The organism is Embleya sp. NBC_00896 (genome assembly GCF_045207785.1).
Classification (GTDB): domain Bacteria; phylum Actinomycetota; class Actinomycetes; order Streptomycetales; family Streptomycetaceae; genus Embleya.
On sequence record NZ_CP108777.1, the window covers coordinates 84,001 to 106,598 of the forward strand.

At 70.6% G+C, this 22,598-nt stretch carries 17 protein-coding genes and 3 pseudogenes; 8 read left to right on the forward strand and 12 right to left on the reverse strand.

Annotated elements, in window-relative coordinates; translation table 11 throughout:
• Position 1: 1 nt before the first annotated feature.
• A complete protein-coding gene (locus tag OG928_RS33595; RefSeq protein ID WP_331765775.1) occupies positions 2-148 on the forward strand; it encodes a hypothetical protein in 147 nt (48 codons plus the stop codon).
• A 320-nt stretch (positions 149-468) separates the two neighbouring features.
• Here OG928_RS33595 and OG928_RS33600 read toward each other — a convergent pair whose 3' ends face one another.
• Both OG928_RS33600 and OG928_RS33605 read right to left on the reverse strand, forming a co-directional pair.
• On the reverse strand, positions 469-873 hold the full coding sequence (locus OG928_RS33600) for a hypothetical protein (protein ID WP_406292077.1): 405 nt from the start codon (positions 871-873) through the stop codon (positions 469-471).
• Between the two features lie 268 nt (positions 874-1,141).
• The gene (locus OG928_RS33605) at positions 1,142-4,741 is read right to left on the reverse strand and encodes a DEAD/DEAH box helicase (protein ID WP_331765777.1); all 3,600 of its coding nucleotides are present in this window, start codon (positions 4,739-4,741) and stop codon (positions 1,142-1,144) included.
• Between the two features lie 656 nt (positions 4,742-5,397).
• On the opposite strand from OG928_RS33605, the gene OG928_RS33610 reads away from it, so the two are divergent.
• Positions 5,398-5,529 (forward strand): hypothetical protein, encoded by a 132-nt coding sequence (locus tag OG928_RS33610; RefSeq protein ID WP_331765778.1) that lies wholly within the window; start codon positions 5,398-5,400, stop codon positions 5,527-5,529.
• 212 nt (positions 5,530-5,741) lie between these two features.
• On the opposite strand, the gene OG928_RS33615 is transcribed toward OG928_RS33610, so the two are convergent.
• From OG928_RS33615 to OG928_RS33630, 4 genes are all read right to left on the reverse strand, one after another.
• Positions 5,742-6,395 carry a hypothetical protein gene (locus tag OG928_RS33615; protein ID WP_331765779.1) on the reverse strand — a complete coding sequence of 218 codons (654 nt, stop codon included), beginning with the start codon at positions 6,393-6,395 and terminating at the stop codon, positions 5,742-5,744.
• Entirely contained in the window at positions 6,380-7,294 is a 915-nt protein-coding gene (locus tag OG928_RS33620; RefSeq protein ID WP_331765780.1) for a hypothetical protein, read from the reverse strand. The genes OG928_RS33615 and OG928_RS33620 overlap by 16 nt, the downstream gene beginning before the upstream one ends.
• A gap of 86 nt (positions 7,295-7,380) precedes the next feature.
• Complete coding sequence (locus tag OG928_RS33625; RefSeq protein ID WP_331765781.1) at positions 7,381-8,721, reverse strand: nucleotidyl transferase AbiEii/AbiGii toxin family protein; 1,341 nt, start codon at positions 8,719-8,721, stop codon at positions 7,381-7,383.
• A gap of 783 nt (positions 8,722-9,504) precedes the next feature.
• Complete coding sequence (locus OG928_RS33630; RefSeq protein ID WP_331765782.1) at positions 9,505-9,795, reverse strand: hypothetical protein; 291 nt, start codon at positions 9,793-9,795, stop codon at positions 9,505-9,507.
• A 720-nt stretch (positions 9,796-10,515) separates the two neighbouring features.
• On the opposite strand from OG928_RS33630, the gene OG928_RS33635 reads away from it, so the two are divergent.
• Positions 10,516-12,585, forward strand: a complete 2,070-nt coding sequence (locus tag OG928_RS33635; RefSeq protein WP_331765783.1) for a phosphocholine-specific phospholipase C — start codon at positions 10,516-10,518, stop codon at positions 12,583-12,585.
• A 152-nt stretch (positions 12,586-12,737) separates the two neighbouring features.
• Here OG928_RS33635 and OG928_RS33640 read toward each other — a convergent pair whose 3' ends face one another.
• The 5 genes and pseudogenes from OG928_RS33640 to OG928_RS33660 all read right to left on the reverse strand — a co-directional run bounded on the left by OG928_RS33640 (position 12,738) and on the right by OG928_RS33660 (position 17,142).
• Positions 12,738-13,337 carry a DM13 domain-containing protein gene (locus OG928_RS33640; RefSeq protein WP_331765784.1) on the reverse strand — a complete coding sequence of 200 codons (600 nt, stop codon included), beginning with the start codon at positions 13,335-13,337 and terminating at the stop codon, positions 12,738-12,740.
• Positions 13,338-13,500: 163 nt separating this feature from the next.
• Positions 13,501-14,843 (reverse strand): annotated as a pseudogene (locus OG928_RS33645) (MFS transporter).
• A gap of 35 nt (positions 14,844-14,878) precedes the next feature.
• A complete protein-coding gene (locus tag OG928_RS33650; RefSeq protein WP_331765785.1) occupies positions 14,879-15,802 on the reverse strand; it encodes a TauD/TfdA family dioxygenase in 924 nt (307 codons plus the stop codon).
• A 36-nt stretch (positions 15,803-15,838) separates the two neighbouring features.
• Positions 15,839-16,813, reverse strand: coding sequence for a quinone oxidoreductase (locus OG928_RS33655; RefSeq protein WP_331765786.1), 975 nt, complete (start codon positions 16,811-16,813; stop codon positions 15,839-15,841).
• Between the two features lie 167 nt (positions 16,814-16,980).
• On the reverse strand, positions 16,981-17,142 hold the full coding sequence (locus OG928_RS33660) for a hypothetical protein (protein WP_406291378.1): 162 nt from the start codon (positions 17,140-17,142) through the stop codon (positions 16,981-16,983).
• Between the two features lie 472 nt (positions 17,143-17,614).
• On the opposite strand from OG928_RS33660, the gene OG928_RS33665 reads away from it, so the two are divergent.
• Entirely contained in the window at positions 17,615-18,811 is a 1,197-nt protein-coding gene (locus tag OG928_RS33665; protein ID WP_331765787.1) for a serpin family protein, read from the forward strand.
• Positions 18,812-19,027: 216 nt separating this feature from the next.
• On the opposite strand, the gene OG928_RS33670 is transcribed toward OG928_RS33665, so the two are convergent.
• Entirely contained in the window at positions 19,028-19,312 is a 285-nt protein-coding gene (locus tag OG928_RS33670) for a hypothetical protein (protein WP_331765788.1), read from the reverse strand.
• 374 nt (positions 19,313-19,686) lie between these two features.
• Between OG928_RS33670 and OG928_RS33675 the strand changes: the two genes are divergently transcribed.
• From OG928_RS33675 to OG928_RS33690, 4 genes and pseudogenes are all read left to right on the forward strand, one after another.
• Positions 19,687-21,027, forward strand: coding sequence for a radical SAM protein (locus OG928_RS33675; protein ID WP_406291380.1), 1,341 nt, complete (start codon positions 19,687-19,689; stop codon positions 21,025-21,027).
• A complete protein-coding gene (locus tag OG928_RS33680; protein ID WP_331765790.1) occupies positions 21,024-22,040 on the forward strand; it encodes an aminotransferase class I/II-fold pyridoxal phosphate-dependent enzyme in 1,017 nt (338 codons plus the stop codon). Before OG928_RS33675 ends, OG928_RS33680 begins: the two co-directional genes overlap by 4 nt.
• A pseudogene (locus OG928_RS33685) lies at positions 22,037-22,291 on the forward strand (class I SAM-dependent methyltransferase); the annotation flags it as partial. The gene OG928_RS33680 and the pseudogene OG928_RS33685, both read left to right, overlap by 4 nt.
• 47 nt (positions 22,292-22,338) lie before the next feature.
• Positions 22,339-22,569, forward strand: a pseudogene (locus OG928_RS33690) (acyltransferase); the annotation flags it as partial.
• Positions 22,570-22,598: the final 29 nt, after the last annotated feature.

Consider the following 22,598-nt stretch of genomic DNA (forward strand, 5'->3'; position numbering starts at 1 on the left):
CGTGCTCTTCGAGGCAATTACCCAGCGCGGCATCCCCCATCGCGCAGACGATCTTGTCTGCGCCGTCGCGGCGATCGCCCTTGTGGTCATGGTGCAGTTCCTGATCCCCTGGCTGGACCAGCACCCCGGAGGCGACGCCGAGTCCTGACGATTCCCCCGCCTCGCGCGGTCCGTCCCGGCCTCGGAGCAGCTATCGGCGGCCGCCGTGGCAGGGATGTACGTGCCTCCCCCACGACACGGCATCATGCCGAAGCTGATCGCGGCGGCCGGCGGGAAGGTACCGGGAGCGAATGTCCGCCCCCTGCATGTCCCGGCGCCACCACCAGGGGGTCGAACCGGCTGGACATCTTCGGCCCGGGGACGGATGGTTCCCATCCCTGACGGGCCGGGAAGCGCTGGGCGGTGTCTTGTCGTTCACCGCCGGCGGCGCGGTGGTTCAACGGCGCCGACTCAGGTGCGGAGCGGAAATCAGTCCCGCATGCTGAGGTATTCGCCCACACCCACCTGATCGATCGTGTCGAGGACGACGGGCATGGTCGAGGCGGCAAGCGCACCACCAACTGCACCGAGAACAGCCACTGTCGATTCGTTCTCTTGCGGAATGTCGTGAAGCGCTGCATATGCGCCGAGAACCGCGCCAACCATGACCCTCGCTCGGGGGCCGTCCCTGCGCGCGGACTGCTCAACGATTTCCGCGATTGCCACCGCGAGGGCGCTGGCGTCGGCACGCTGCTTGATCCTCGTCGACTGCTCGATGACATCAACGTCCTCGAAGGCGAGGCGACCAAGCTCCCCCAAATCCTCCACATCCACTTGAGTCAGGCCGACAGTGGTCAGCCGAAGCAGGTGGTAACGAAGCCGCCTCAGCTGCATGTCCTCCAAGACGAAGTCTCTCCCGGACCGAAACAGCTCGGCTGCTTCGCGAGAAACGGCCTCCGCACTGCTCGTAGACACTTCGCCGTCCTTCCGAGATGCTCAGGGCCGCCGGATCGGATCGGCACTGTCCCGCTGACTCTTTCCATTGCACCTGCCGACAAACTGCCTGTCCCGCCGGCCTGCACCAACTGGGTGATCACCAGAAAAGGCCCGCAGCCGGCATCACCCGCGCAGAGACGACGACGGCCGGATGAGGAGCTTCGGGTCAGGTGGCCGCGCGGTAGGCGATCAGCCATCCGGTTCCGACGTGGTCGCCGCGGCGGGTGAAGGCGGCCGTGCCGTGCCGCCCGGCGGAGGGGTCGTCGTCGACGGGGCGTGGATACGGGAGTGTGGTGGTGTCGCCGGTGTGGGTGTGGGTGGTGAAGGTGGCGCCGTCCCACAGGTGGACGACCGCGCCCAGCGGCGCGGCGGCGATGGTTGCCTGTGTCGGTGCGGCCTCCAGCGTGGTGTGGGTGGTGCGGCCGTTGAGCAGGGCCGTGTACTGGTCGGGTTCGAGTCGGCAATCGTTGGGGGCGCGTCCTGCCGGCCAGTCGGGCGCGGTGATGCCGCGGGAGGTGGCGGCTTTCCACATGCGCGGCACGGCCTCGGCGGCGTGCAGGGGTGTGGCCATCTGTTCGCACATCCACAGCAGGCGGCCCGCTCCCCGGCCGGGGCCCAGGGCGCGCCACCGCACGCGGCGACCCAGGTCGGCGGCGGCGACGACCGCCCAGGGGTGCAGGGTGGCGCAGGTGCCTTGGGCGCCGAGCCAGGCGAGGTAGCGTTCGGCCTCGTCCAGGACCGGGGTCAGGTTGTCGGTGGGGATGCCGGCGACGACGCGGGAGGGTCGGCGGAACAGGTGGGGGCCGGCGGCGACGAGCATGAGGGCGGCTCGGGCGAGGTCTCCCGGTTCGAGGGAGGGTTTGGAGGCGAGTCCGGTGCGGGGTGGGGCCCATGCTCCGATGTCGTCGACGAATCCGCGTGCGTGCAGGACGCGCAGGACGGCGATTTCGGCGTGTTCGTTGGTGGGGGCTTGTTCGAGTCCGGGCAGCAGGGTCGCGGCCAGAGTGATCAGGAGGTCTTCCGCGTCGTCGGCGCTGTCGGGGACGGGTGCGGATGCGATGGCTTGGCGCAGTTGGTCGGCGACGGTGGCGGCCACCATCATGCGGCAGGTGAGCCGGCCGAGGTCGGTGGCGGTGAGGGCGTCGTCCCCGCGGGGCCCGGGGTCTCGTCGTAGGTAGTCGGCTTCGATGAGGAAGTCGATGGCGTCGCCGAGGAGGTCGGGGTCTTCGCCCCCCTGGTGGTGGGCGAGGGTCTGAACCCACCAGGCGTCGGCTTCGCGGACGGTGCGGACGCGTTCCTGGACGACCTCGGCGAGGACCTGGTCGGGGAGGCTGTTGCGGATCCGGGAGCGGACGGTGTATCCGGCGGCCAGGCGGGCCTGCCAGATCGGGCGTTCGGTTTCCTCGGTGAGCAGGTAGGCCCATCCTTCGGTTTCGCCGGCTCCGACGCGGCCCGCTCGTCCGAACATCTGTTGGACCATGGAGACTTCGATGCGGTCCATGCCCACCTGGGTGTCGCGGACGACGACGGCGCGGGCGGGGAGGTTGACGCCGGCGGCGACGGTCGAGGTGGCGACGAGTACGTCGATGTCGCGGTTGCGGAAGTCGCGTTCGGCGTCGCGTTTGTGGGGCCAGTCGCGGTAGTGCAGGCCGACGCCGGCCTTGCGGCACAGGTCGTGGACGCGGTCGGTGTCGTCGGTGTCCACGCCGGTGGTCCGTGTTCCCCTGCTCGCGGCGATCGCCAGGGCGGTGGCGCGCACGTTGCGTTTGCTGCCGCAGAACACCAGGACGCTGCCCCCGTCTTGGGTGACGGTCTCGGTGAGGCGGGTCGCGGCGCGGGTTCTGGAGAGTTGTCGGGCGGACCGGTCGGCGGCGAGGGGGATCATCGGGAGTTGCCAGACGAGGCGGGTCGGCCGCCACGACACCTTCACCAGGGTCGCGCTCAGCCATCGGGCGATCTCGTCGGCGTTGGAGACGGTGGCCGACAATCCGACGATGCGGACCTGGTGGGCGACTTCGCGTACGCGGGCCAGGAGGGCTTCGAGGACGGGGCCGCGGACGGGATCCCCGAGGAGGTGGATCTCGTCGACGATCAGGCAGCCGACCTCGGCGAGGACGTCGCGCAGGGACGCGGTGCGGCAGATGGCCTCGAACTTCTCGGTGGTGGACACCCACACGTCCGCGTCCCTGATGGCTCGGGCGTCGGTGGCGTACTCGCCGGACAGGCGGGCGACGCGCAGTCCCTGTCGGCGCCACGGTTCGAGGTCGCGGTCGAGTTCGTCGGTGAGCGAACGCTGCGGGACCAGCCACACGGCCTTGCGTCCGCGTTCGTGGGTGTGCAGGGCGGCGACCATGCCGATCGGTGTCTTGCCGGCCCCGGTGGGCGCGACGATCAGGACGTGGCCGACCGTGTCGTCCAGGACGACGGGGACGGCCTGGATCTGAGCCGGGTTGAACGTGGGGTGCGGCAGGAGCGAGGCCCACGCGGCGGGGACGAGTTCACTCACCGGCACCGGGTCCGGCACGGCGTCGGGGTCCTGGGGTGCGAGGCCCTCCCAGGCCGCTTCGAACACGTCGCGGGCGGCGTGCGCGCCGGGGCCCAGGACCGGTGGGCGTTCGCCGCCGGACGCGGCGGCGACCGGGGAGGGTCGGGGAAGCGCGACCGGTTCGACCAGCGTGCCGTCGTCGCCGAGGGTGCTCACCGATTCGGCTTCCACCCAGTAGGGGACGGATCGACACTGTGCGCCGCGCTCGTCGAGGTGTTCCCGCAGCGGTTCGTACGCGTCGCCTTCGGGGGTGATCACGCGCACGTCGGTGTCGGGGGTGACGTGTGCGGGCAGCCGCCAATGCGGGTCGGTGACCTTGCACCAGTACAGTCGCCGCGTCTCCGCGTGAGTGGTGGACGGCAGGTCCGCGGGCCACACGCCCGGCCGATCGGCTCGGCGGGTGGCGGGTGGCGGTACGCGCACGCCGCGGACGGGAACGGTCGCGACGCCGGCGTGGTCGCCGCGCGGGCCGGGCAGCCGCACGTCCGGCCCGCCGGACCCGGGGGCGGGATCGACGCGGGGAGGGGTCCTCGTCGGCGGGTTCGCCGGTTTCGTCAGGTCACGGGAGCTGATCCCCAAGTCCTTGAGGGTGCTCACGCCGGGGCAACTCGGGCAGATGACGGCGATGTAGCGCCCGGTGGCCCCCTTCGTGTCGATGTACGGTTTCCGCAGGGTGTGCGTGACGCCCGCGCACCGGGGGCACCGGAACTCGACGGGGCCTTCGTGGTACCAGCCCGGCTCGCGCATCCGCGCGGGCAGTCCGCTCGCCGCGACGGTGACGCCCCAGTGCCGTTCGATCACACTCGCCACGGTCGAGTCCCCGTCGGTCGCGTCGTTGGGGTGTTCGAGGGGCGGCTCGGGCGAGTGGTCCGGGACGGTGGTTGCGGTCGACGGGGTGTCGGCCTGGAGCGCGAGGTGGCGCCGCTCGTTGTGGTTGCTCACCCTCGCGGTGCCGTTGGTACCCACGCAGGGGTCCCCGACGGCGGCGTCACAGTAGGGGCAGGCGACCGCGGCCCTGATCCGCTCGCGATACTCCTCCAGGGCCTTGCCCTTTCGGCTGCGGACCGGCGTCGTGGCGCGGACCGGAGCGGGCCCCGCGTCCGCCGGCCTGTGGGCGGCGCACCAACCGTTGTCCACCGGCACCAGCGCCCGGCACTGCAGTCCCCGGGTCGTGGTGCCCGGACATCGCTGCACGGCGCCGGCATCGGTAAGTGATGTCACGGACACATCATGGAGCAATCGAACGGAGTTCGGCCCTCCCACCGGACGGAACGCGATATGTCCGCGAAACCCATCGGCCCCGGGCGCAATCTCCCTTGCCGTCCCGGGTGTTGGGCCCTCGTCGGCGGCGGGCGAACCGTCGGCCGATCAACGTGCCTCGGGACGGCGGGCAGTTCCGCGATGTCGGTGTGCGCGGCCCGGCCTCGTTCGGTCCCTGGACCGGACCTTGTCGAAAGCGCAGGTCGAAGCGGTTCCGGCTGCGGATGAGGGACTGAAGGGACCGAGATCTCGAATCACGACGACGCGCCCGGCCCATGGCCGTTCGGCGTGTGTACGGAATCGGAATTTGAGGCCCGAGGTGGACAGCGATCGGCGGCGGTGCTTGCGCAGTTCGACGTAGGAGTGGGTGCGGTCGGGGTCGGAGGTGGCGAGGGCCTCGGCCATGTCGCCGGCCGCCCACAGCACGGTGTCGTCCTCGTCGAGCTGCCAACCACCCTCAGGACAAGGATCAGGGGCGGGCCCGTGCTGCTCGGCGGTGTCCGCTCGGCGCGCGATCGCCGCACGCGTGCGGTGGCCCTACCGACGACGACGGCGCGCCGTTGCTCGGCCGGGTGATCGGGTGCGGCGGGGCGCAGGACAGCCCGCCGGGGTGTGGCGTGCACCTGGGCGAGGTCCCGGTGATCTGGGACCCGGGCGAGTGGTACGGAATCACGTCCACCGGCGGGAATGCCGAGTTGACGTGGGCCGTCCGATGCGTGGACGAGGCGTTCGCCGAGTCCCACGGCTGACCGCGTGGCGCGGCGGCCGCGACACCACGCCGTGCACCCGCAACGCCACGTGGCGCCCGGGGCACTGTGGTCACCTCGATGTCGCAAGAAGGCTGTCCGGCTCGGGCAGGAGCGCCGCAGGGCGTCGAGGCATCGAAACGGAACCGGCGCCAAGCCTCCGTCGGCCACTGGTGGGCGGCTGACGGAGCGTCGGCTGCGGTGGGGTGTGCCGCTCAGTCTGTGAGGAAGGCACCTTCGCGGCAAGCGCGGCAGACGAAGACGTAGCCCAGCCGGCCGCCGAGGTTCATCGCGGACTGCGCGGAGATTCCTTCTTCCAGATGTGCGGCGAATTCCATCGTGTCGGTACAGGCGGGGCATGCGGGCAGTCGGTCGTCCTCGAGGTAGGAGGGGCTGCCTCCGAGTGACCCGAGCACTTCGCGTTGCTTCCCGAATCGTTCTTCGGGCTCCCGCTTCCACCCCGAGCGGGCAAGGTCGTAGGCGTCGGGCGCGAGTTCGTCGTGATCGTCGTCCTCTGCGGGGTCGAGCGTCACGACGTGGGTGCGGATGGCCGAGGTGGCGGGCAGCAGCGTCACACCCGTCGCGGGCGCCTCTACCGGCTGCAGTTCCTCCCGGGGAAACAGATAGACCCGGTTCGCGCCGGAAGTCGCGTCCCACGACTCACATGCGCCGGGGTCGTTCTGGCACACGAATACCGACAGGACGCCGTCCTCGACGGGAAGATGGGCGAAGAACTGCAGTGGCCCTCCGCAAGAGGACCCGCATATGGGCCAGGTGAATCCTGCAGGAGCCAGTGGCACGCCCCCGGTCCGCGGGACGCCGGAGTCGGCCGGTGCGGTGCCGTCATAGATCATCAGAGTTGTCTGCATGGTGAGAGGCTACGGGCGTTGGCAACTGTACCCATGTGACGGGTGAGCCTCGCGGGGCCGCGTGGGGATGCCTTCGACGGCGTGCGGCAGGCGTGTCCTCGCCCACAGACGCGTCCCTCTGGTCCGGCGGCGTTTGTTCCCGTGATGTCCAAGCCGTCCGGGGCCGCCAGTGCCTGCCGGATCTGCTCGGCGTGGGGCGCCGGGTACGACGCGGACTCCAGCAACCGACGGGCTGCCTCGACGCCGTGCCGCGTCCACACCGCGACGATCGGCCGCAACCGTCCGGACTCCGTCCGTAGTTCCACACGGCCCGCGATCACTGACGCGACGCCGGGGTCACCGGAACCGATGGCCAACGGAAGCCTGCGCCGCAGCCTCACACTGTCGACGGTCCACAACAGGTCGAGCAGCGGCGCGCCGACCGTTCCCACGCTCCCGTCGGACCCGACGCCGTCGAGCATGCGGCGGCGCTCCCGGTCGTTCAGGGCCGGGTGGCCGAACAGGCGTGCGTCGACCTCGGGGTTGTCGAGGTGGAGAAGCCGGGACAACTCGTCCGGGGTCAGGTCGGGGCGGAGCGCGAGCTCGGTGGGGGTGAGGGAGACCGGGCGCTTCCCGGGGTCGGCCGGCAGGACGCCGCGTAGCACCCGTGGGCGCGCGGGCGTCGGCCCCTTGGAGAGTGCGCCCAGGACGTCCGCGACGATCTCCGCGGCCGGGCGGAAGTCACCGTACGGGGATGGCCGCCCGGAGTTCGTGGCACAGTCCGGTGATCCGCATCGGGAGCACGGCGTGCGCGCGTCGCTCGCGGCGGTGTGGGCCAGGCGCCGGGTCACCGCCTCGGCGATGTGGGGGCCGGCCAACCCCAGGACCAGGTCCTCGGGTTCAGGGTGCATTGCGCTCACTCGTGGACTCCTCGCGAACGGTCGCCACGCGGGCGGGCCCGGGGCGCCCCCGCGTGACGACCGGATTCGGATCGGCTTTCGGCCCGTCAGACGGATTCGCCGAGAGCGATGACGGCTTCCTCTGCGAAGCGGGCGATGTTGGGCCGGTAGGAGGAGGCGGAGTGGTACGGCCGCAGCCGGAGATCGGTCAGGGTCGCCGCGGCGTCCGCCAGGCCGCACCTGTCGGCGCCGATCGTCTCGCGAAGGACCACGATGCCCTCTGCCATGTCCGTGCGCTCGTCGTCGAGGAACGTGAGCACCGCTTCCAACCCCTCGTCGCGCAGCAGTTCCCGGGCCCGTGCGATGCGGAGGGCAAGGTGCCGCGCGCGCCATGTGTAGCCGTCGGCGGGCGGGATCGCGGCGCTTTCCGCGAATGTCGGGGCCAGCGCGGCCGTCAGGCGCTGCCGCAGCCCTTCCACGGTGTCCGGGAGTTCCGGGTAGTCCTTGTTCAGTTCGTCCTCGTCGAAGGCGAGGTCCTCCAGCATCTGCGGCCCGAACCGGCGGCCGGCCCACTCCGGCCCCGCTGCGACGAGCGTCCGCATGAGCAGTTCGAGTGGCAACGGGGTCGCCTCGGCAAGCAAAACCGCGTCGTACAGGTCCTTGCCTTGCGGATACTTGTCGGACAGCAGCCACAGCAACTTCCACGCCAGCGACAACTCGGGGGTGGCGGCCAGGACGCGGTGGACGTCATCCGTACCGCGTGCCGGAATCGGGGTCGACTCGGCGTCCGCGGGAAGGCGTTCGTTGAACACGAAGTCGAGCTGAATGGTGCCGGTCGGCAGTCCCTCGGCGTGCCACGGAAGGACCAGTCGTATGCCGGGCACGCGGCTGTACGTCCAGATCTCGTCGCTCCGCGCGTTCGACGCGTCGATGCGCACAGCGCCGTGCTCGAGCGCCACTGCGGCGGCCGCGGCGGCAACTTCGTCCAGCATGCGAGCGGTGCGGGGCTCACCCATGTGCCAGGTCTCGGGCGCGACGACGAAGTCGAGGTCGCCCGGTTCGCGGGCGGCGTCGCCGTACCATGCCTTGAGCAGGACGCTGCCGCGCAACACCAGGTTGGCGGCCCAACGGGACCCGGCGATGGCCGAGATGACATCGTCCAGCGCACGATGGCGTGCCTCGTGCCAGCGGGCGGCGAGGCTCGGGGAGGTGAACTGGGGTTCACCGGCGCGCATGGCCTTGCTGTACTTCATCAGGGCGGGATCGAAAACCGGGCGCTGCACGATGCCCGTGCCGCGGACCACGGTCAGTGTGGAGGGCAGGTCGTTCTCGCCGCGTTCGGTGTCGCTCGGTGGAATCCGCGGAAGCACGGCGGACGCCGGCCACGGGCCCCACTCGACGTGGGTCCACGTCATCACGTCATCGTCGCCGGTGGTGTCGCCGGTCATATGCGGTCGCCCCGCCCTTCTCCTCGATCCAGCCGTGGTCGAGTGATTCGTCGTCGAAGACGACGAACTCACGCTCAGCCGAGACGATGTGGTGGGCCACTCGCTGTCAACGCCGCGGTGAGCGACGCGAGTTCGCGGGCGGCGGTGCCGTCGCCGACCCCGCGGCAGCGCTGGGTGACGAAGCGCTCCTGACGGCCGTCGTGCCGGCTCCGGCGCGCGTTGTGCGACAGGTGCGCGCCGTACGGCGCCGCAAGGGCGGCGAGGCCGGCCGGCGCCTCGGTGCCGGGCCCGGTCCCAGCACAAGCTTGACATGGTGCTCGAAGAAGTACGCGTGGCCCAGCGCGGCGGCCGCGTCGGTCGCCGGGACGGCTGCGTGCCACGGCGCAGCCTCGATCCTGACGCGCACGGCGTGGAAGCCGCACGCTCCGGCCCCCGCCGCGAGCCGCGTTGCCGCCCTGCGGGCCGCACCAAGCGTCGTGCGGGCGCCCAACGTCAGCATCGGCTGCGAAGGTGTGCGTCCGCACCCGAGCACGATGTGCGTCATTCCCGCACCGCGCTCGCGGCCCCAGATCGTCAACGGGGCTATGTCGGCGTCGGAACAGCGGAACGTCACGTGCGTCTCGAAGTCTCCGGGGACATCCTCGGGAAAGTGGACATGGGCAGTGGTTGTCGGCACGCGCCGAGGGTTCCAGATGGGACCGACAGCCGGGGTCCGGGAGTCGTCGTCGACCGGCACGGAGCGGAAACGGTTGCGCTTCCGCTCCCTCGACGACGATCGATTCCTCATCCTCTCGGCACGCGCGTCCGGCACTGGGACGCCGCGAGGGCCGTGCCCTGTCGCAGCCGTTCGACCTCGAAGCGCACCAGTGCCGGGCACGGGCGCACGATCCCGTGGAGCGCGTGGACCGGTCCGGTGGAGTTCAATGCCACTCCGTAGGCGAAGTGCGGCGCCCAGTGAAGTGTTCGGGGTATCTCCACGCGAAGCCGCTCCTCGCGCCAGGCCCACTCCGCGATGGCAGCGAACAGGTCGTCGCGCTCCTTGGGGGACAGCCGGTCCCACCACGCGGCGGCCACGTGCGACGCCTGCCGCTGCCTGGCTTGTTCTTCGGCCCGCTCGCGAACGCGACGCTCCTGCGCCGCGATCTGCCACAGTCGCGCCTGCTCGGCGCGGACGCGCTGTTCCTCCTCCCGGGACGACTACCGTGCGCGCGTTCGTCGCCGGGGTTGGCGGTGGCGCTGATGGACTCACGGAAGTTCGCATGGAAGAAGGAAGCGCGGTGGCGCTCGGCGAACACCGAGACCGCCGCGAACCGGGGAGGCGAGGCCGCATTCCGCCTCGCCTCCCCCGCGAGCTCTTCGTCCACGGCCTGCTCACGTCGCCGAACTGCGCGAGGGACTGCCTGCCCCGCGGACCGCGAGGCGAGGACGACCGCCGGATACGCGCAACGCGGGCCGCGTCCGGGTCCGCGTCGGCGCCGAGTCGGTCTCGTCGAACCCACCGAGGGCGAAGCCGGCCGGCACGACGAGGACAACGGCGACGTGCGGCCGCTGCGCGTGGCGCGGCGGACGCCTGGGGCGCGGCGGCCCACGACGTGGCGGCTTGGTCGGCGGCCTCGGTTTCCCCGGATGTTCCGGCGCCGGGTGTGACACATCGGCGCGACGAGGGAGGGAAATTGTGTCAGGTTTCTCCGGAAGTTTCCCGGGCCGCCGCGCGCAGTTATGCGGCGCCTTCGACATTGAACGGCGCACCCACCCAGCGCCCCTGACGCGGTCGAACGAGGAGACATACCTACTGTGAACGCCATCAATCGTCGGAGATTCATGCAGTTGACGGGCGGGACCGCCGCCATGTCCGCGCTGGCGGCGCCCATCGCGCGGGCCGCGGCCATTCCGGCCAACCGCCGCACCGGGACCCTGCGCGATGTCGAGCACATCGTGGTACTCATGCAGGAGAACCGCTCGTTCGACCACTACTTCGGCACGATGCGCGGCGTTCGCGGGTTCGGGGACCCGCACCCGGTGACCCTGCCCAGCGGCAAGCCGGTCTGGCACCAGTCCGACGGCAAGCGCGAAGTCCTCCCGTTCCGGCCGGACCGCAGCGACCTCGGCGACCAGTTCCTGACCGGAACCCCGCACGGCTGGAACGACGGCCACGTCGCGTGGAACCAGGGCAAATACGACAAGTGGCTGCCGGCCAAGGGCACCACCACGATGGCGCACCTGACCCGCGACGACATCCCGTTTCACTTCGCGCTGGCCGACGCCTTCACCATCTGCGATGCCTACCACTGCTCGCTGATGGGCCCCACCGACCCGAACCGCTACTACATGTGGACCGGCTACACCGGCAACGACGGCGTCGGCGGCGGCCCCGTCATCTCCAACGCCGAACTCGGCTACGGCTGGACCACCTATCCCGAGCGCCTGGAGGAGGCCGGGGTCTCCTGGAAGATCTACCAGGACGAGGGCCAGGGTCTCGACGCGGCCGGCTCCTGGGGGTGGACCGACGACGCCTTCATCGGCAACTACGGCGACAACTCGCTGCTGTACTTCGACAGGTACCGCAACGCGCGCCCCGGCGACCCGCTGTACGACAAGGCTCGCACCGGCACCCGCATCACGCAGGGCGGCACCTACTTCGACATCCTCCGCGCCGACGTCCAGGCCGGCCGCCTTCCGCAGGTCTCCTGGATCGCCGCGCCCGAGGCCTTCAGCGAGCACTCGAACTGGCCGTCGAACTGGGGCGCCTGGTACACCTCGCAGGTCCTCGACGCGCTCACCTCGAACCCCGAGGTGTGGAGCAAGACCGTGCTCCTGGTCACCTACGACGAAAACGACGGCTTCTTCGACCACGTCGTGCCGCCGTACGCGCCCGCGTCACCCGCCCAGGGGCGCTCCACGGTCAGCGTCGAGGGCGAGCACTTCACCCCGAAAACGGGGGACAGCAGCCTGGCCGGCGCCTACGGCCTCGGCCAGCGAGTGCCGATGTTCGCCGTGTCGCCGTGGAGCAAGGGCGGCTACGTCTGCTCCGAGGTCTTCGACCACACCTCGATCGTCCGCTTCATAGAGCAGCGCTTCGGGGTGCGCGAGCCGAACATCTCGCCGTGGCGGCGCGCCGTGTGCGGCGACCTGACCTCGGCGTTCGACTTCTCGCGGACCGACCCGCAGATGCCGGGCCTGCCGAGCACCGCCGGCTACTACATCCCGGCCGGCCACGACCGGCACCCCGATTACGTGCCGAACCCCCCGGCGCAGAACCAACTGCCCAAGCAGGAGCCCGGCGTGCGCCCGGCCCGGCCGCTGCCGTACGACCTCGGCGCCGACGCGCACGCGGGTGCCGACGGCCGCCTGCGGTTCGACTTCACCAACCCGGGCAAGGCGGGCGCCGGCTTCTACGTGACGTCCACCACGCAGCCCGGCAGCCCGTGGACCTATACCGTCGGGGCGGGCCGCGAACTCTCCGAGAGCTGGGACATCTCGGCGTCCCCGAACGGCGCGTACGACTTCACGGTGCACGGGCCCAACGGGTTCCACCGACGGGCCACCGGCCACGCGGGCCTCGCGGGCGTCGAGGTGCAGGTGCGCCGCCCCGGGCGCAGCGAACACGTGCAGCTCATCCTGGTCAACAAGGGCGCCGAGCCGGTGGAACTGACCGTCGCCGACGCGTACCAGCCGGGGCGGACGAAGTCTTACCGAGTGCGGCCCGGTAAGAGCGCCGTGCACGACGCGAAGCTCGACGCCAGTAACGGCTGGTACGACCTGACGGTCACCGCCGCGCAGGACGCCGCGTACCTGCGCGGCGTCGCGGGCCACGTCGAGACGGGACGCGCCAGCACGAGCGACCCGGCCTTCGGCGCGCACTGAGCCGCGACTGACGCCAGGGGCGGGGGGCCTTGCGGTTCCCGCCCCTGGCAACGTAGGGGTCGAGTCGTGCGAGTCTCGGTTGTTGCGGCCCTTCGGCCTCGCGGCGGCCGTGGCCGAGAAGGGCGCCGACGGGCGGCCCGCCGAGGCCCCGGTCACGCCGTAGAGGTCAGCGCCGCCGCTCCGAAGGAGACGTCGAACCGGTCACACCAGATGGCGACGCTCGTGTAGCGGGCCAGGTCGAGGTCGGCGGGCAAGGTGTAGTTCTGGTTGCCCTTGTTGCCCTTGAGTTCGCCGAGGTTCACATGGGCGCCGTCGTCGAATACCCGCCAGCCGTCCTTGCCGGGCTTGACCGGCGCGTCGGTCAGCCACACCCGCAGGGCGGGTCCGTTGCTGGTGTCGAGATCCTCCAGACGCAAAATGCGCGAGCCGTCGACGAGACGCACGATCCGCGCACTGCCCGAAGTGGCGTGCTCGTGGCTGATGAACTCACCGGCGGCGAGCGCACCCGGCCCGGCGGGGGAAGCCGAGGCGACCGGAGCCGAACCGGTCGGCCCGGCCGAGGCCGCCGGCGCCGACTGCCCGACCTGAACGGGCGGCGCCGCCGCGACCGGCGGAAGCGCCTCGTCGACCGTGTCGTCCACCCACAACTTCCACGGCTGGAACCAGTACAACCCGAACCCGACCGCGACCGCTCCCGCGACCAACAGCCCCGACACCCACGGCCTGGCCAATACCCGCAACAAGCGCGTCATGGCTGATCCCCCAACGTTCGACATCCGACAGCGAACAGTCAAGCGGAGAAACCGACCCCACGGAGCCCTCCACCCATTTCCGTCCTCTTACGTAGCCGACCCTTCCACGCAGCACTCCCGGCCGGTCCAGTCGTCCTCGCGGATGGGGACCGCCCGGCGCGGATCACGAAGTCTGCTCCGGTTGCTTCGGCTCCGCCGACTCGGCGTACGCACCGAGGCGGCGGAGGTCACGGTCATAGGAGCGGCGGCCGATCACGAAGGCCGCGGTGGCGGCGATCGCGACGAGCGGGATGAGCCGCAGTGCGCCGCGCAGCCCCAGGTGGTCGGCGAGCATGCCGGTCAGCGCGGGGCCGGGGGCCAGCCCGAGCAGGCTGTTGGCGAGGGTGAGCGTGGCGAACGCGGTGGCGGCTACGGATGCCGGGGTCAGGTTGGCGACCATGGCGGCGGCGGGCCCCGCGGTCCCGGCCGACAGGAGGGCTCCGACCGCCGGCACCAGCACTTGCGACGGTCCGACCGGGAGGAGGAATGCGGTGGTCAGCAGCACGAGTGAACCAAGGCTGCAGGTGAGCGCCACATCCCAGGCACGGATCGCGGTCACCCGGCTGACCCGGTCCGAGACGATGCCCCCGACGATCATGCCGACGCGATGAGCAGCGCGAACGCCCCTGCGGCGGTACCGGCTTGGCCGGAGGACATGTCGTAGTAGCGGCTGAAGTAGCTGGGCAGCCACGCGATGAGCGCGCCGGCGATGAGCAATTGGAACCCGCTGCCGACGTACGCGCTGATCACCGACACCGACGAGAAAAGCCGAGGCAGGAGGACGCGCACACGCACGGGCTCCCCGGCCGCGACCCGGCCGGCCGCGGCCGGACCCGTACACAGCCTGTCCTCGGTGACCACGAACCCGTAGCCCGCCGCCAGCACCAGGCCGAAGATCCCCATCACCGCGAACGCCCAGCGCCAGCCGAAGTGATCGGCGACGACGCCGCCGATGGAGACGCCCAGCACCGAGCCGAACGCCCCACCCGCGATGAACGCGCCCGAGAGCGTGGCCCGCATCGCGGTCGGGAAGATGCTGAGCACCACGGCGATGCCCACACTGCCGTACGCCGCCTCGCCGATGCCGACGAAGAGTCGGCCGAGGAACATCTGCCCGTACCCGGTTGCCAACGCGCAGCCCAGGGTGGCCACGCTCCACATCGTCGCGGCCAGCAGCAGGGTCCGCACGCGCCCCCACCGGTCGGCCATCAGCGACAGCGGGAAGGTGAGCAGCCCGACCATCAGCGCGACGATGCCGCTGAGTGAGCCCAACTTCGCATCCGAGAGGAGCCATTCGTCCTTGAGCATCGGGAAGACGGCATTGAGCACCTGCCGGGACATGTAGTCCGACAGCAGCAGTCCGAAGCTCAACGCGAAGACCAGCCACGCGTAGCGCCGGTGCACCGGCCATCCGGCACCGGCGGCGCGCGCCTCCGTCACCGGCTCCGCGCCCAGGTGAAGCCCGATCCCCATCAACCCGCCTCCTTCTGATCGTCAGTGCTTCAGACCGGTCTGTCGCCCACGATCCCGGCGCGCTCCATCCGGCGGACGGCGGGCCGGTAGTCCTGGACGGCGTAGTGCTGGGTGGAGCGGTTGTCCCAGATGGCGACGCTGTTCTTCCGCCAGCGCCACCGCACTTGGTACTCGGGGATGGCCGCCTGGCTGATCAGGTACTGCAGCAACAGCCCTGCGCCGGGCGCGTAGTCCTGGCCGAAGCGGACGTTCTCCGGTCGGTGGTAGTTGACGAGGTGCGTCGTGAAGGCGTTGACGAAGAGGATCTGCTCGCCGGTCTCCGGGTGGGTGCGCACCACGGGGTGTTCGGCGTCCGGGAAGCGTTCCTTGAGCCGGCGCCGCTCCTCGTCGGGGAGCACGGCGCCGAACGTCGCCTCGATGCTGTGCCGGGCGCGCAGCGGATTGATCTGGTTCTTGATGTGTTCCGGGAGCCTTTGGTACGCCTCCGCCATGTTGACCCAGATCGTATCACCGCCCACCGGGGGCGTCTCGACGCAGCGCAGGACCGCCCCCATGGCCGGGGTGTCGCGCCAAGTCCCGTCGGTGTGCAGCGCGTTCTCGTAGTGCTCCGGCGGGCTGTCCGGGTCTTTGTAGATGCGGACCAAGCCCGGGTGGTCCGGGTCGCCGCCGACCACCGGGTGGTTCTCCAGCGGGCCGAAGCGTTCGGCGAACGCGACGTGTTCGGCGCGGGTGATGTCCTGGTCACGCAGGAACAGGACCTTGTAGCGCAGCAACAGGCCGTGCAGTTCGGCGAACAGCTCGTCGTCGCGTGCCGCGTCGCCGAGGTGCACTCCGTGGATCTCGGCGCCGATGGTCTGTGTCAGCGGCTCGACCCGGATCGATCCCCCGGCTTCGGCGGGTTCGGCGGGCGGCGGCGCGGGCGCGTCCACCGGGCGGCGAAGCGTCTTGTCCATGGTGCTTCCTTTGCGGGTGAGTGGTCCACGTGGCGCTCAGAGGACGAAGACGGACGAGCCCGTGGTCCTTCCCGCCTCCAATTCGCGGTGTGCCTGGGCCGCGTCGACGAGCGCGTAGCGCTGGTTCACCTCGACGGCGATGCGCCCGGAGGCGATGTGGCCGAACAGCTCACCGGCCAGTTCCTCGCGTTCCGCGGGATCCGCGATGTAGTCGGCCAACGCCGGGCGGGTGACGAACACGGAACCGTGTATGGCCAGTTGCATCGCGTCGATCGGCGGTACGGGCCCCGACGCGGTGCCGAAGCACACCACGAGTCCGCGGCGTTTGACCGAGGCGAGCGAGGCGGCGAATGTCGTCCGTCCGACGCTGTCGAACACGACCGGTACGCCGACGCCGTCGGTGAGTTCGCGTACCCGCGCGGCTGTGTCCTCGCGCCGGTGGTTGATGATGTGGTCGCAGCCGTGGGCGCGGGCCACCTCGGCTTTCTCATCGCTGGAGACGGTGCCGATGACGGTGAGCCCGAGGAGCTTCGCCCACTGGCAGGCGATGAGGCCGACGCCGCCCGCCGCCGCGGTCAAAAGGATGGTGTCGCCGGGCCGCAGCGGGTGGATCCGGCGCATGAGGTACGCCGAGGTGAGGCCGCGCATGGTGGAGGCGGCCGCGGTCTCGAAGCCGATCGCGTCCGGCAGCCTGATCAACGAGTCGGCGGGCATGACCCGTTCGGTGCTGTACGCACCCAGCGGGCTGCCGGTGTACGTGACCCGGTCGCCCTCCCCGACGTACGTCACTCCGTCTCCGACCGCCTCGACCACACCCGCGGCCTCGACGCCCATCCCGGCGGGCAGCGGCGCCGGGTAGAGACCGGTACGGAAGTAGGTGTCGGCGAAGTTCAGTCCGACGGCCTCGTGCCGGATCCGTACCTCTCCCGGGCCCGGGTCCCCCACAACAACCTCCTCCCAGCGCAGGACGTCGGGACCGCCGGTCTCTTTGAAGCGAGTGGCATGCGCCATGGTCGTGCTCCGTTGTTCGTTCCGGATCCGCCGCGCGGCCATGGGCCCCGTCGGGGCGGTTCGGGACGCGAGGCGGCGAGGTTGGACTGGGGCCGGGCCCGCCGACGGCGCGGCGGCGTACGGCGGACTCGCATGCGCGGCGGGACCGGCCGGATGGGGTCCTGCCGTCAGACGGTCACCGCGACCGCGGCGGGCTTGGCGGACTCGCCCGGCTCCGTCGCGGGCACGTCGCGCAGCCGGGGCGCGCCGGCACGGTGCGGGTGTGCGTCGGTCGGGCGGGCGTCGGGCGGGCGGGGGCCGGGCGGGCGGGCGCCGGGGCGCGGCGGCACATCCGGGAGCCGGCGACACGAAGAGAGAAACCGTGCAGCATTCCTTGCCGCTTTTCCCACCCGAGACCTCACCACATTCCGCGCGGCGGCCCGTGTCGCCGCTGAACCCCCACCAGCGCGATGCCGTCGACGCCATCGTCCGCCTCCTGGAAAGCCCCGACGTGGACGCGGTCGCGGACGGGCCGCACGGCGGCGCCAGGACCACTGCGGTGATGGCCACCGGCAAGCGGTGGCTGTGCGAGGCGGTCGCGGTTCCGGCCGCCGACGACCGGAGGTTGGTGAGGGTGAGGGCAAGTGCCTCGCCGTCGCCGTTCGACGAGGAGCCGACGATCGCAACCCTGGAGATCGGCCCGGGACTTGCCTGGCCGGGCCCGCGGATCGGTCTCCGAGTGACCGCAACGTGCAAATGCGCTCGCCAGTCGATACTTCCGGCTCTACTCTCGCGAGGATCCGAGAGCGACGAAAGGCAAACATGGCCAATCACGGCACAGTCGAAGCCGTCAACGGACTGACCGCACGCTGGGCCGCGACCCTGCCCCAGGAGGAAGGCACGGTACTCGCCGCAGCCGGAGTGTGGCCCTTGCTCGGCCTCCTCGCCGCCGGTGCCGCAGGTCCCGCCCGGCAGGAACTCTCGGCTGCACTCGGCATCCCGGCGGACGGCGCCGCAACGGCAGCACGAGACCTGCTCTCCACCCTCGGGGCCACGCGTGGCCTGAGCATGGCCCTGGGCCTGTGGACTCGCGGCACCCTGCCCATCGAACCGGCCTGGCTGGACCACCTGCCCGCCCAAATAAACGGGCAACTCACCGGCGACCCCGCCGGCGACCGGTTGCACCTCGACGCCTGGGCGACCAGGTGCACGGACGGGCAGATCGACGCGATGCCGATCACGGTGAACGACGAGACTCTGCTGGTGCTGGCCGGCGCCCTGACCCTCCGCACCGACTGGATCCGACCCTTCATCCCAGGCGTATTGGTAGCCGAGACAGGGCCCTGGCACGGCAGGGTCCTGGCCGGCCTGTCCCGAAGTTCCGGTCTCCTGAATCGTGTCGGTGTCGCGGACACGGCAGCCGGCCCCCTCACCGAGCTTCAGGTCGTCGGCGCCCATGGCATCGACGTCCACCTGTACCTCGGAACACCCGAAGCCACCGCAGGCCAGGTATTGGCCGCCGCCGTGGCCACACTCCACAACCGCCGGGCCACAGTCCCCGGCGACCGCCTCCCCGACGGCGCCCCGGGCCCCGGGCTGTCCGTGGCCCGCGTCCCCAGTGTCGACGGCGAACCCACGCTCCACGTGGATACCGTCGCGTTCACCGTCAATGCCCACCACGACCTCCTCGCCGACGCCGACCTGTTCGGCCTGCGCACGGCAACGGACCTCTCACGAAACCACTTCCCCGGCATCAGCGCCGAGCCCCTGGCCATCCAGCAAGCCGCGCAGACGATGACGGCGACCTTCGGCGCGCGCGGCTTCCGCTCCGCAGCCGTCACCGCCTTCTCCGGAATCGCTGCCGGCATCCCCCGCCACCCCTTCCGGACCCGCGAGATCAGCGTCCGCTTCGATCGCCCCTTCGCCTTCCTCGCCCTGCACCGCACCTCTCGACTCGTCCTCAACGCAGGCTGGGTCACCGACCCCGATACCTTCGAGGAACCCTCCCACGACTACTGAGCGCCCCATGAGCCACAGTTCCGCACGACAGGAGGCGAGGCCCTGCGCAACGCACGCGCCGACCACGCTCCGACGGCCGAAGCGTGCGACGCGCATCCAACGGAGGCCCAGCGACGGGCGACACCGATCAAGCGGCCACCCGCGGCAGGCTCTCACCAGGAGTCTTCGATCTCCAGGGAAGTGGCAGGTGCGGCGGCGGTGCCCTCGGCGTCGGTCTCAGAAAGGCGGGTCGTCGGCGAACCCCTCGGGGTCTCCCCGGGGATCGGGGCCCGTGGGGTGTTGGACGGGGTGGAACATCTGGTTCAGGGTGTGTGTCGGTCCGGCGCCGCGGGAGTAGTCGTCGACCGGCCGCATCCAGGGCACCTGGGCCATCAGGCGGCCGAGTTCGTCCGTGACGATCTCGTCGAGAACCGCGCGCAGGTCGTCGGGCACCGGGTCATCGACCAGGCACAGCCACCCCAGCGCGGCGGCGACCCTGACCTCGGCGGGACGTGCTGTCAACGGCCATCTTGATCGGCTCTGATCAACATTTCGGGATGACCGAGCGTGACTGATGGTCAGTTCGATCTTTGAACCGGTGTGTTGAGTGATCACATACTTGATGTGCTGCTGCCGCAGCTGAAACCCGTCGCTGTCTCCGTGAGAACCGATCGCGGCGCCGTCGACATTGGCATCGGGGGTGCGATCGGGTGCTCGGGACGAAGGGCAGGTCCTCGGCCACACCGGGCTGGTCAACGGCCGCCGGGTCACCGGTGGCCGTGTCGTGGACCGCGACAGGGCGGGGCGTGTCGTTGACGACGGATCGGATCGGGACACCGCGTTCCGCCCGCAGTTCGGCCCATGTCGTCTGGGGCCCGTTCATGCATGATGACGGGATGAACCATAGCGACCAGCGCTTCCACGTCATCGTGCTGTCGAACTTCGCGAAGGGCTTCGACAAGTACGCGTTCGCTTACGGTAAGGCAGGGATTCCGGAGAGTACCTATCCCGACCGGTTCCACCTGCTGACCCGTGCGGAGTTGGGAATCGGCATCGGCAAGGCGCGACGCTTGCTGGACCGTCTGGCCATTCCGGGCGATCGGCTGCTGGTGCTGGAAACCACGGTGGACCCCGACAAGTTGGTGCCCAACGTGTCGACCGGCCTCGGCATGGAACTGCACGAGGCTCGCATCCGGTTGTCAGCAGTCCACGAACTCGACCAAGTAGGCGACGAGTTCACTCTGCGCCCGACAACCGTCGAGGATGCGATGGCGGCCTCCCTGCACCTGCACGAATCGGCACAGCGTCGCTACGCCGACACGCGACCGCGCTCGGTTTCGCTTCTGCCGGTCGCCTCCGCCTGCCAAGCCCGGTGTTCGTTCTGCTTCTCCTCGGCTTCGATCTCCAACGACCAAGCGCCGGCACGGGTCCCGTGGGACGCGGTCGCCCACTGGCTGGAGCGCGCCCGTGCGGCGGGTGCCGAGCGTGCAGTGATCACCGGCGGCGGGGAGCCCACGCTCATACCGTTCGAACAGCAGCTGCGACTGGTGTCCGCCTGCTCGGCGGCCTTCCCGAAGGTCGTCCTGATCACGAACGCGCACACCCTGGCGAAGGGCGGGCACGCTGACCGGGCCGGCCGCCTCGCAGCCCTGAGCACCGCAGGCCTGAGCGTGCTGGCGGTCTCCCGGCACCATCAGGACGACGCCGTCAGCGAGCGGCTGATGATGCTGCGCACGCCGGTGAGCTCTGTGATCGACACCTGGCGCGTGGGACGTGACCGCTGGCCGGGGCTGCGGATGAGGCTGATCTGCGTGCTCCAGCACGGCGGCGTCGCCGACGCGGCCGAGGTCGCCGACTACCTTTCGTGGGCCGCGGCTCTTGGTGTCGAGGAAGTCTGCTTCAAAGAGCTCTACGTATCCACCAGCACTGAGTCGCTCTACTTCGACCGCGCCGCCAACGTCTGGAGCCGAGAGCACCAGGTTTCGCTGTCCATCGTCACCCGGTTCGCCGAGCAGCATGGCTTCGAACTGGCGAGCCGCCTGCCCTGGGGCGCGCCGGTCTACCACGGCAGCTGGGACGGACGGCCGATGCGGATCGCCGCTTACACCGAACCCAGCCTGCTCTGGGAACGCACCAACGGGATCGCACGTAGCTGGAACGTCATGGCCGACGGACGCTGCTACGCGTCCCTGGAAGACCGGGCCAGCGAGATCGTGCCGGAAGGTGCAACGGCATGAGGTTCGACGAGTTCCAGAAATTCCGGCAGCGGCAACTCAGTGCTTCCTCGTCGCTTCTGGACGCCGCCGAGACCAACGTGTACCGGGCGCTTGCTCCGATGCGACCGGAACCGCCGACCGACATGAGTACGGTGCACCGGTGCGATCTCGCCCGTGCCTGGCTGCGGCGCTTCGAGCTGCCGGAAGAGTGGTCCGGCCACGCCATGGTCTGTCGAGGGGTCCGTCACGGGCTCGGCGTGGTGTTCCACTGGCTGCGCGCCGTGCAAGCGCGGTTGTGGCTGCCCAGCGACGTGTACCCGGTTTACCTCGAGCTGGCCCGCGCTGCGGGCCTGGCGCCCGCGTCCTACCCGACGCTACCGGCGCCGGCCCTGCCGAGGTCGCCGGCGGACCACCGGCCCGAATACCTGCTGCTCGCCAACCCCAGCAAGCCGCTCGGCCGATACCTGTCCGATGCCGAGTGCGCCGCGGTGATTTCGTGGTTGCGGGTATCACCACGCCGCCGCCTGCTGATCGACAGCGTCTACGACCTGGGAGCCCCGTTCGCTGCCGGCACACGGCGATTGCTGGACACCGGTTGTGCGGTCCTGCTGCATTCGGTCACAAAGGGATGGCTGTGGCCACGCACGTTCGGCGTGGTCCTGCTGGGTCCGGCGCAAGCCGAATTGGCCGAAGCGTTCCGGGTGGATCCGCCGACGTCGGCACAGCTGAGGCTCGCCGACCGTCTGCTGACCGAGCACAGCGACGTGCCCCGGCAGATCGTCGACGAACTGGCCGCACGGGCCGAGCGGCTGTTCGAACGGTTGCCGGACGAAGTGCTCGGGGCGATTCCCACGGCGAGCCGGACTTGTCCCGGCAACTACTTCTTCCCGGTTGAAATCCCAGCGGAGACGCTCCGGCGCGAGTGCGGCGTGTTCGCCATACCGGTCAGCGTGTTCGGGGAGAGCAGTTGGTCCGGCTCCGTCCTGACCAGCCTTGCTGACGCTTTCGGCCCGACGCCGGCGGTGGCACGATGAAACCGCCGGAGGACCTGGCCGTATACGACGATGCGGACTTCTACGATCAGGAGTTCGCCGCGCGGACCCACGCCATCCCGTTCTTCCTCGGCCAAGCGGTCCGGGCAGGCGGTCCGGTCCTGGAGGTGGCCTGCCGAACCGGGCGCATCACCCTGCCGATCGCGCGGGCGGGTGTCGAGGTCACAGGGATTGACATCATGCCCTCGATGCTTGCGCGTGCCCGTCAGCGTGCCGAGGACGAGCGACTGCAGTCGAGTGGGGAAAGAGAAACGCCGACCTCCACCGGGCCGGCGTCCGCGACTACTTCTTCGTGCTGTCCGGGTTCCTCATCACCGGACTGCTGCTCAAGGAGGCGGCGGCCGGCAACGGCCGCATCAACCTCGTCGCGTTCTGGGGACGGCGTGCCCGCCGCCTGTTGCCCGCACTCACCGCCATGGTGTCCGGCACGTTGCTGCTGGTGTGGGCCTTCGGCTCGCCCGCGCTGATCCGGAACGCCCTCGACGACAGCCCGTGGGTGGCGGCGAACCTCGGGCCCGCCCGGGCAGCCGCCGGCCGAGT

Bases quoted from the DNA above. Each gene is read 5' to 3' on its own strand.
- OG928_RS33640 (WP_331765784.1), bottom strand. From the start codon at position 13,337: ATGACGCGCTTGTTGCGGGTATTGGCCAGGCCGTGGGTGTCGGGGCTG.
- OG928_RS33680 (WP_331765790.1), top strand. From the start codon at position 21,024: ATGAGGTTCGACGAGTTCCAGAAATTCCGGCAGCGGCAACTCAGTGCT.
- OG928_RS33650 (WP_331765785.1), bottom strand. From the start codon at position 15,802: ATGGACAAGACGCTTCGCCGCCCGGTGGACGCGCCCGCGCCGCCGCCC.
- OG928_RS33655 (WP_331765786.1), bottom strand. From the start codon at position 16,813: ATGGCGCATGCCACTCGCTTCAAAGAGACCGGCGGTCCCGACGTCCTG.
- OG928_RS33615 (WP_331765779.1), bottom strand. From the start codon at position 6,395: ATGCAGACAACTCTGATGATCTATGACGGCACCGCACCGGCCGACTCC.
- OG928_RS33600 (WP_406292077.1), bottom strand. From the start codon at position 873: ATGCAGCTGAGGCGGCTTCGTTACCACCTGCTTCGGCTGACCACTGTC.
- OG928_RS33665 (WP_331765787.1), top strand. From the start codon at position 17,615: ATGGCCAATCACGGCACAGTCGAAGCCGTCAACGGACTGACCGCACGC.
- OG928_RS33675 (WP_406291380.1), top strand. From the start codon at position 19,687: ATGAACCATAGCGACCAGCGCTTCCACGTCATCGTGCTGTCGAACTTC.
- OG928_RS33625 (WP_331765781.1), bottom strand. From the start codon at position 8,721: ATGACCGGCGACACCACCGGCGACGATGACGTGATGACGTGGACCCAC.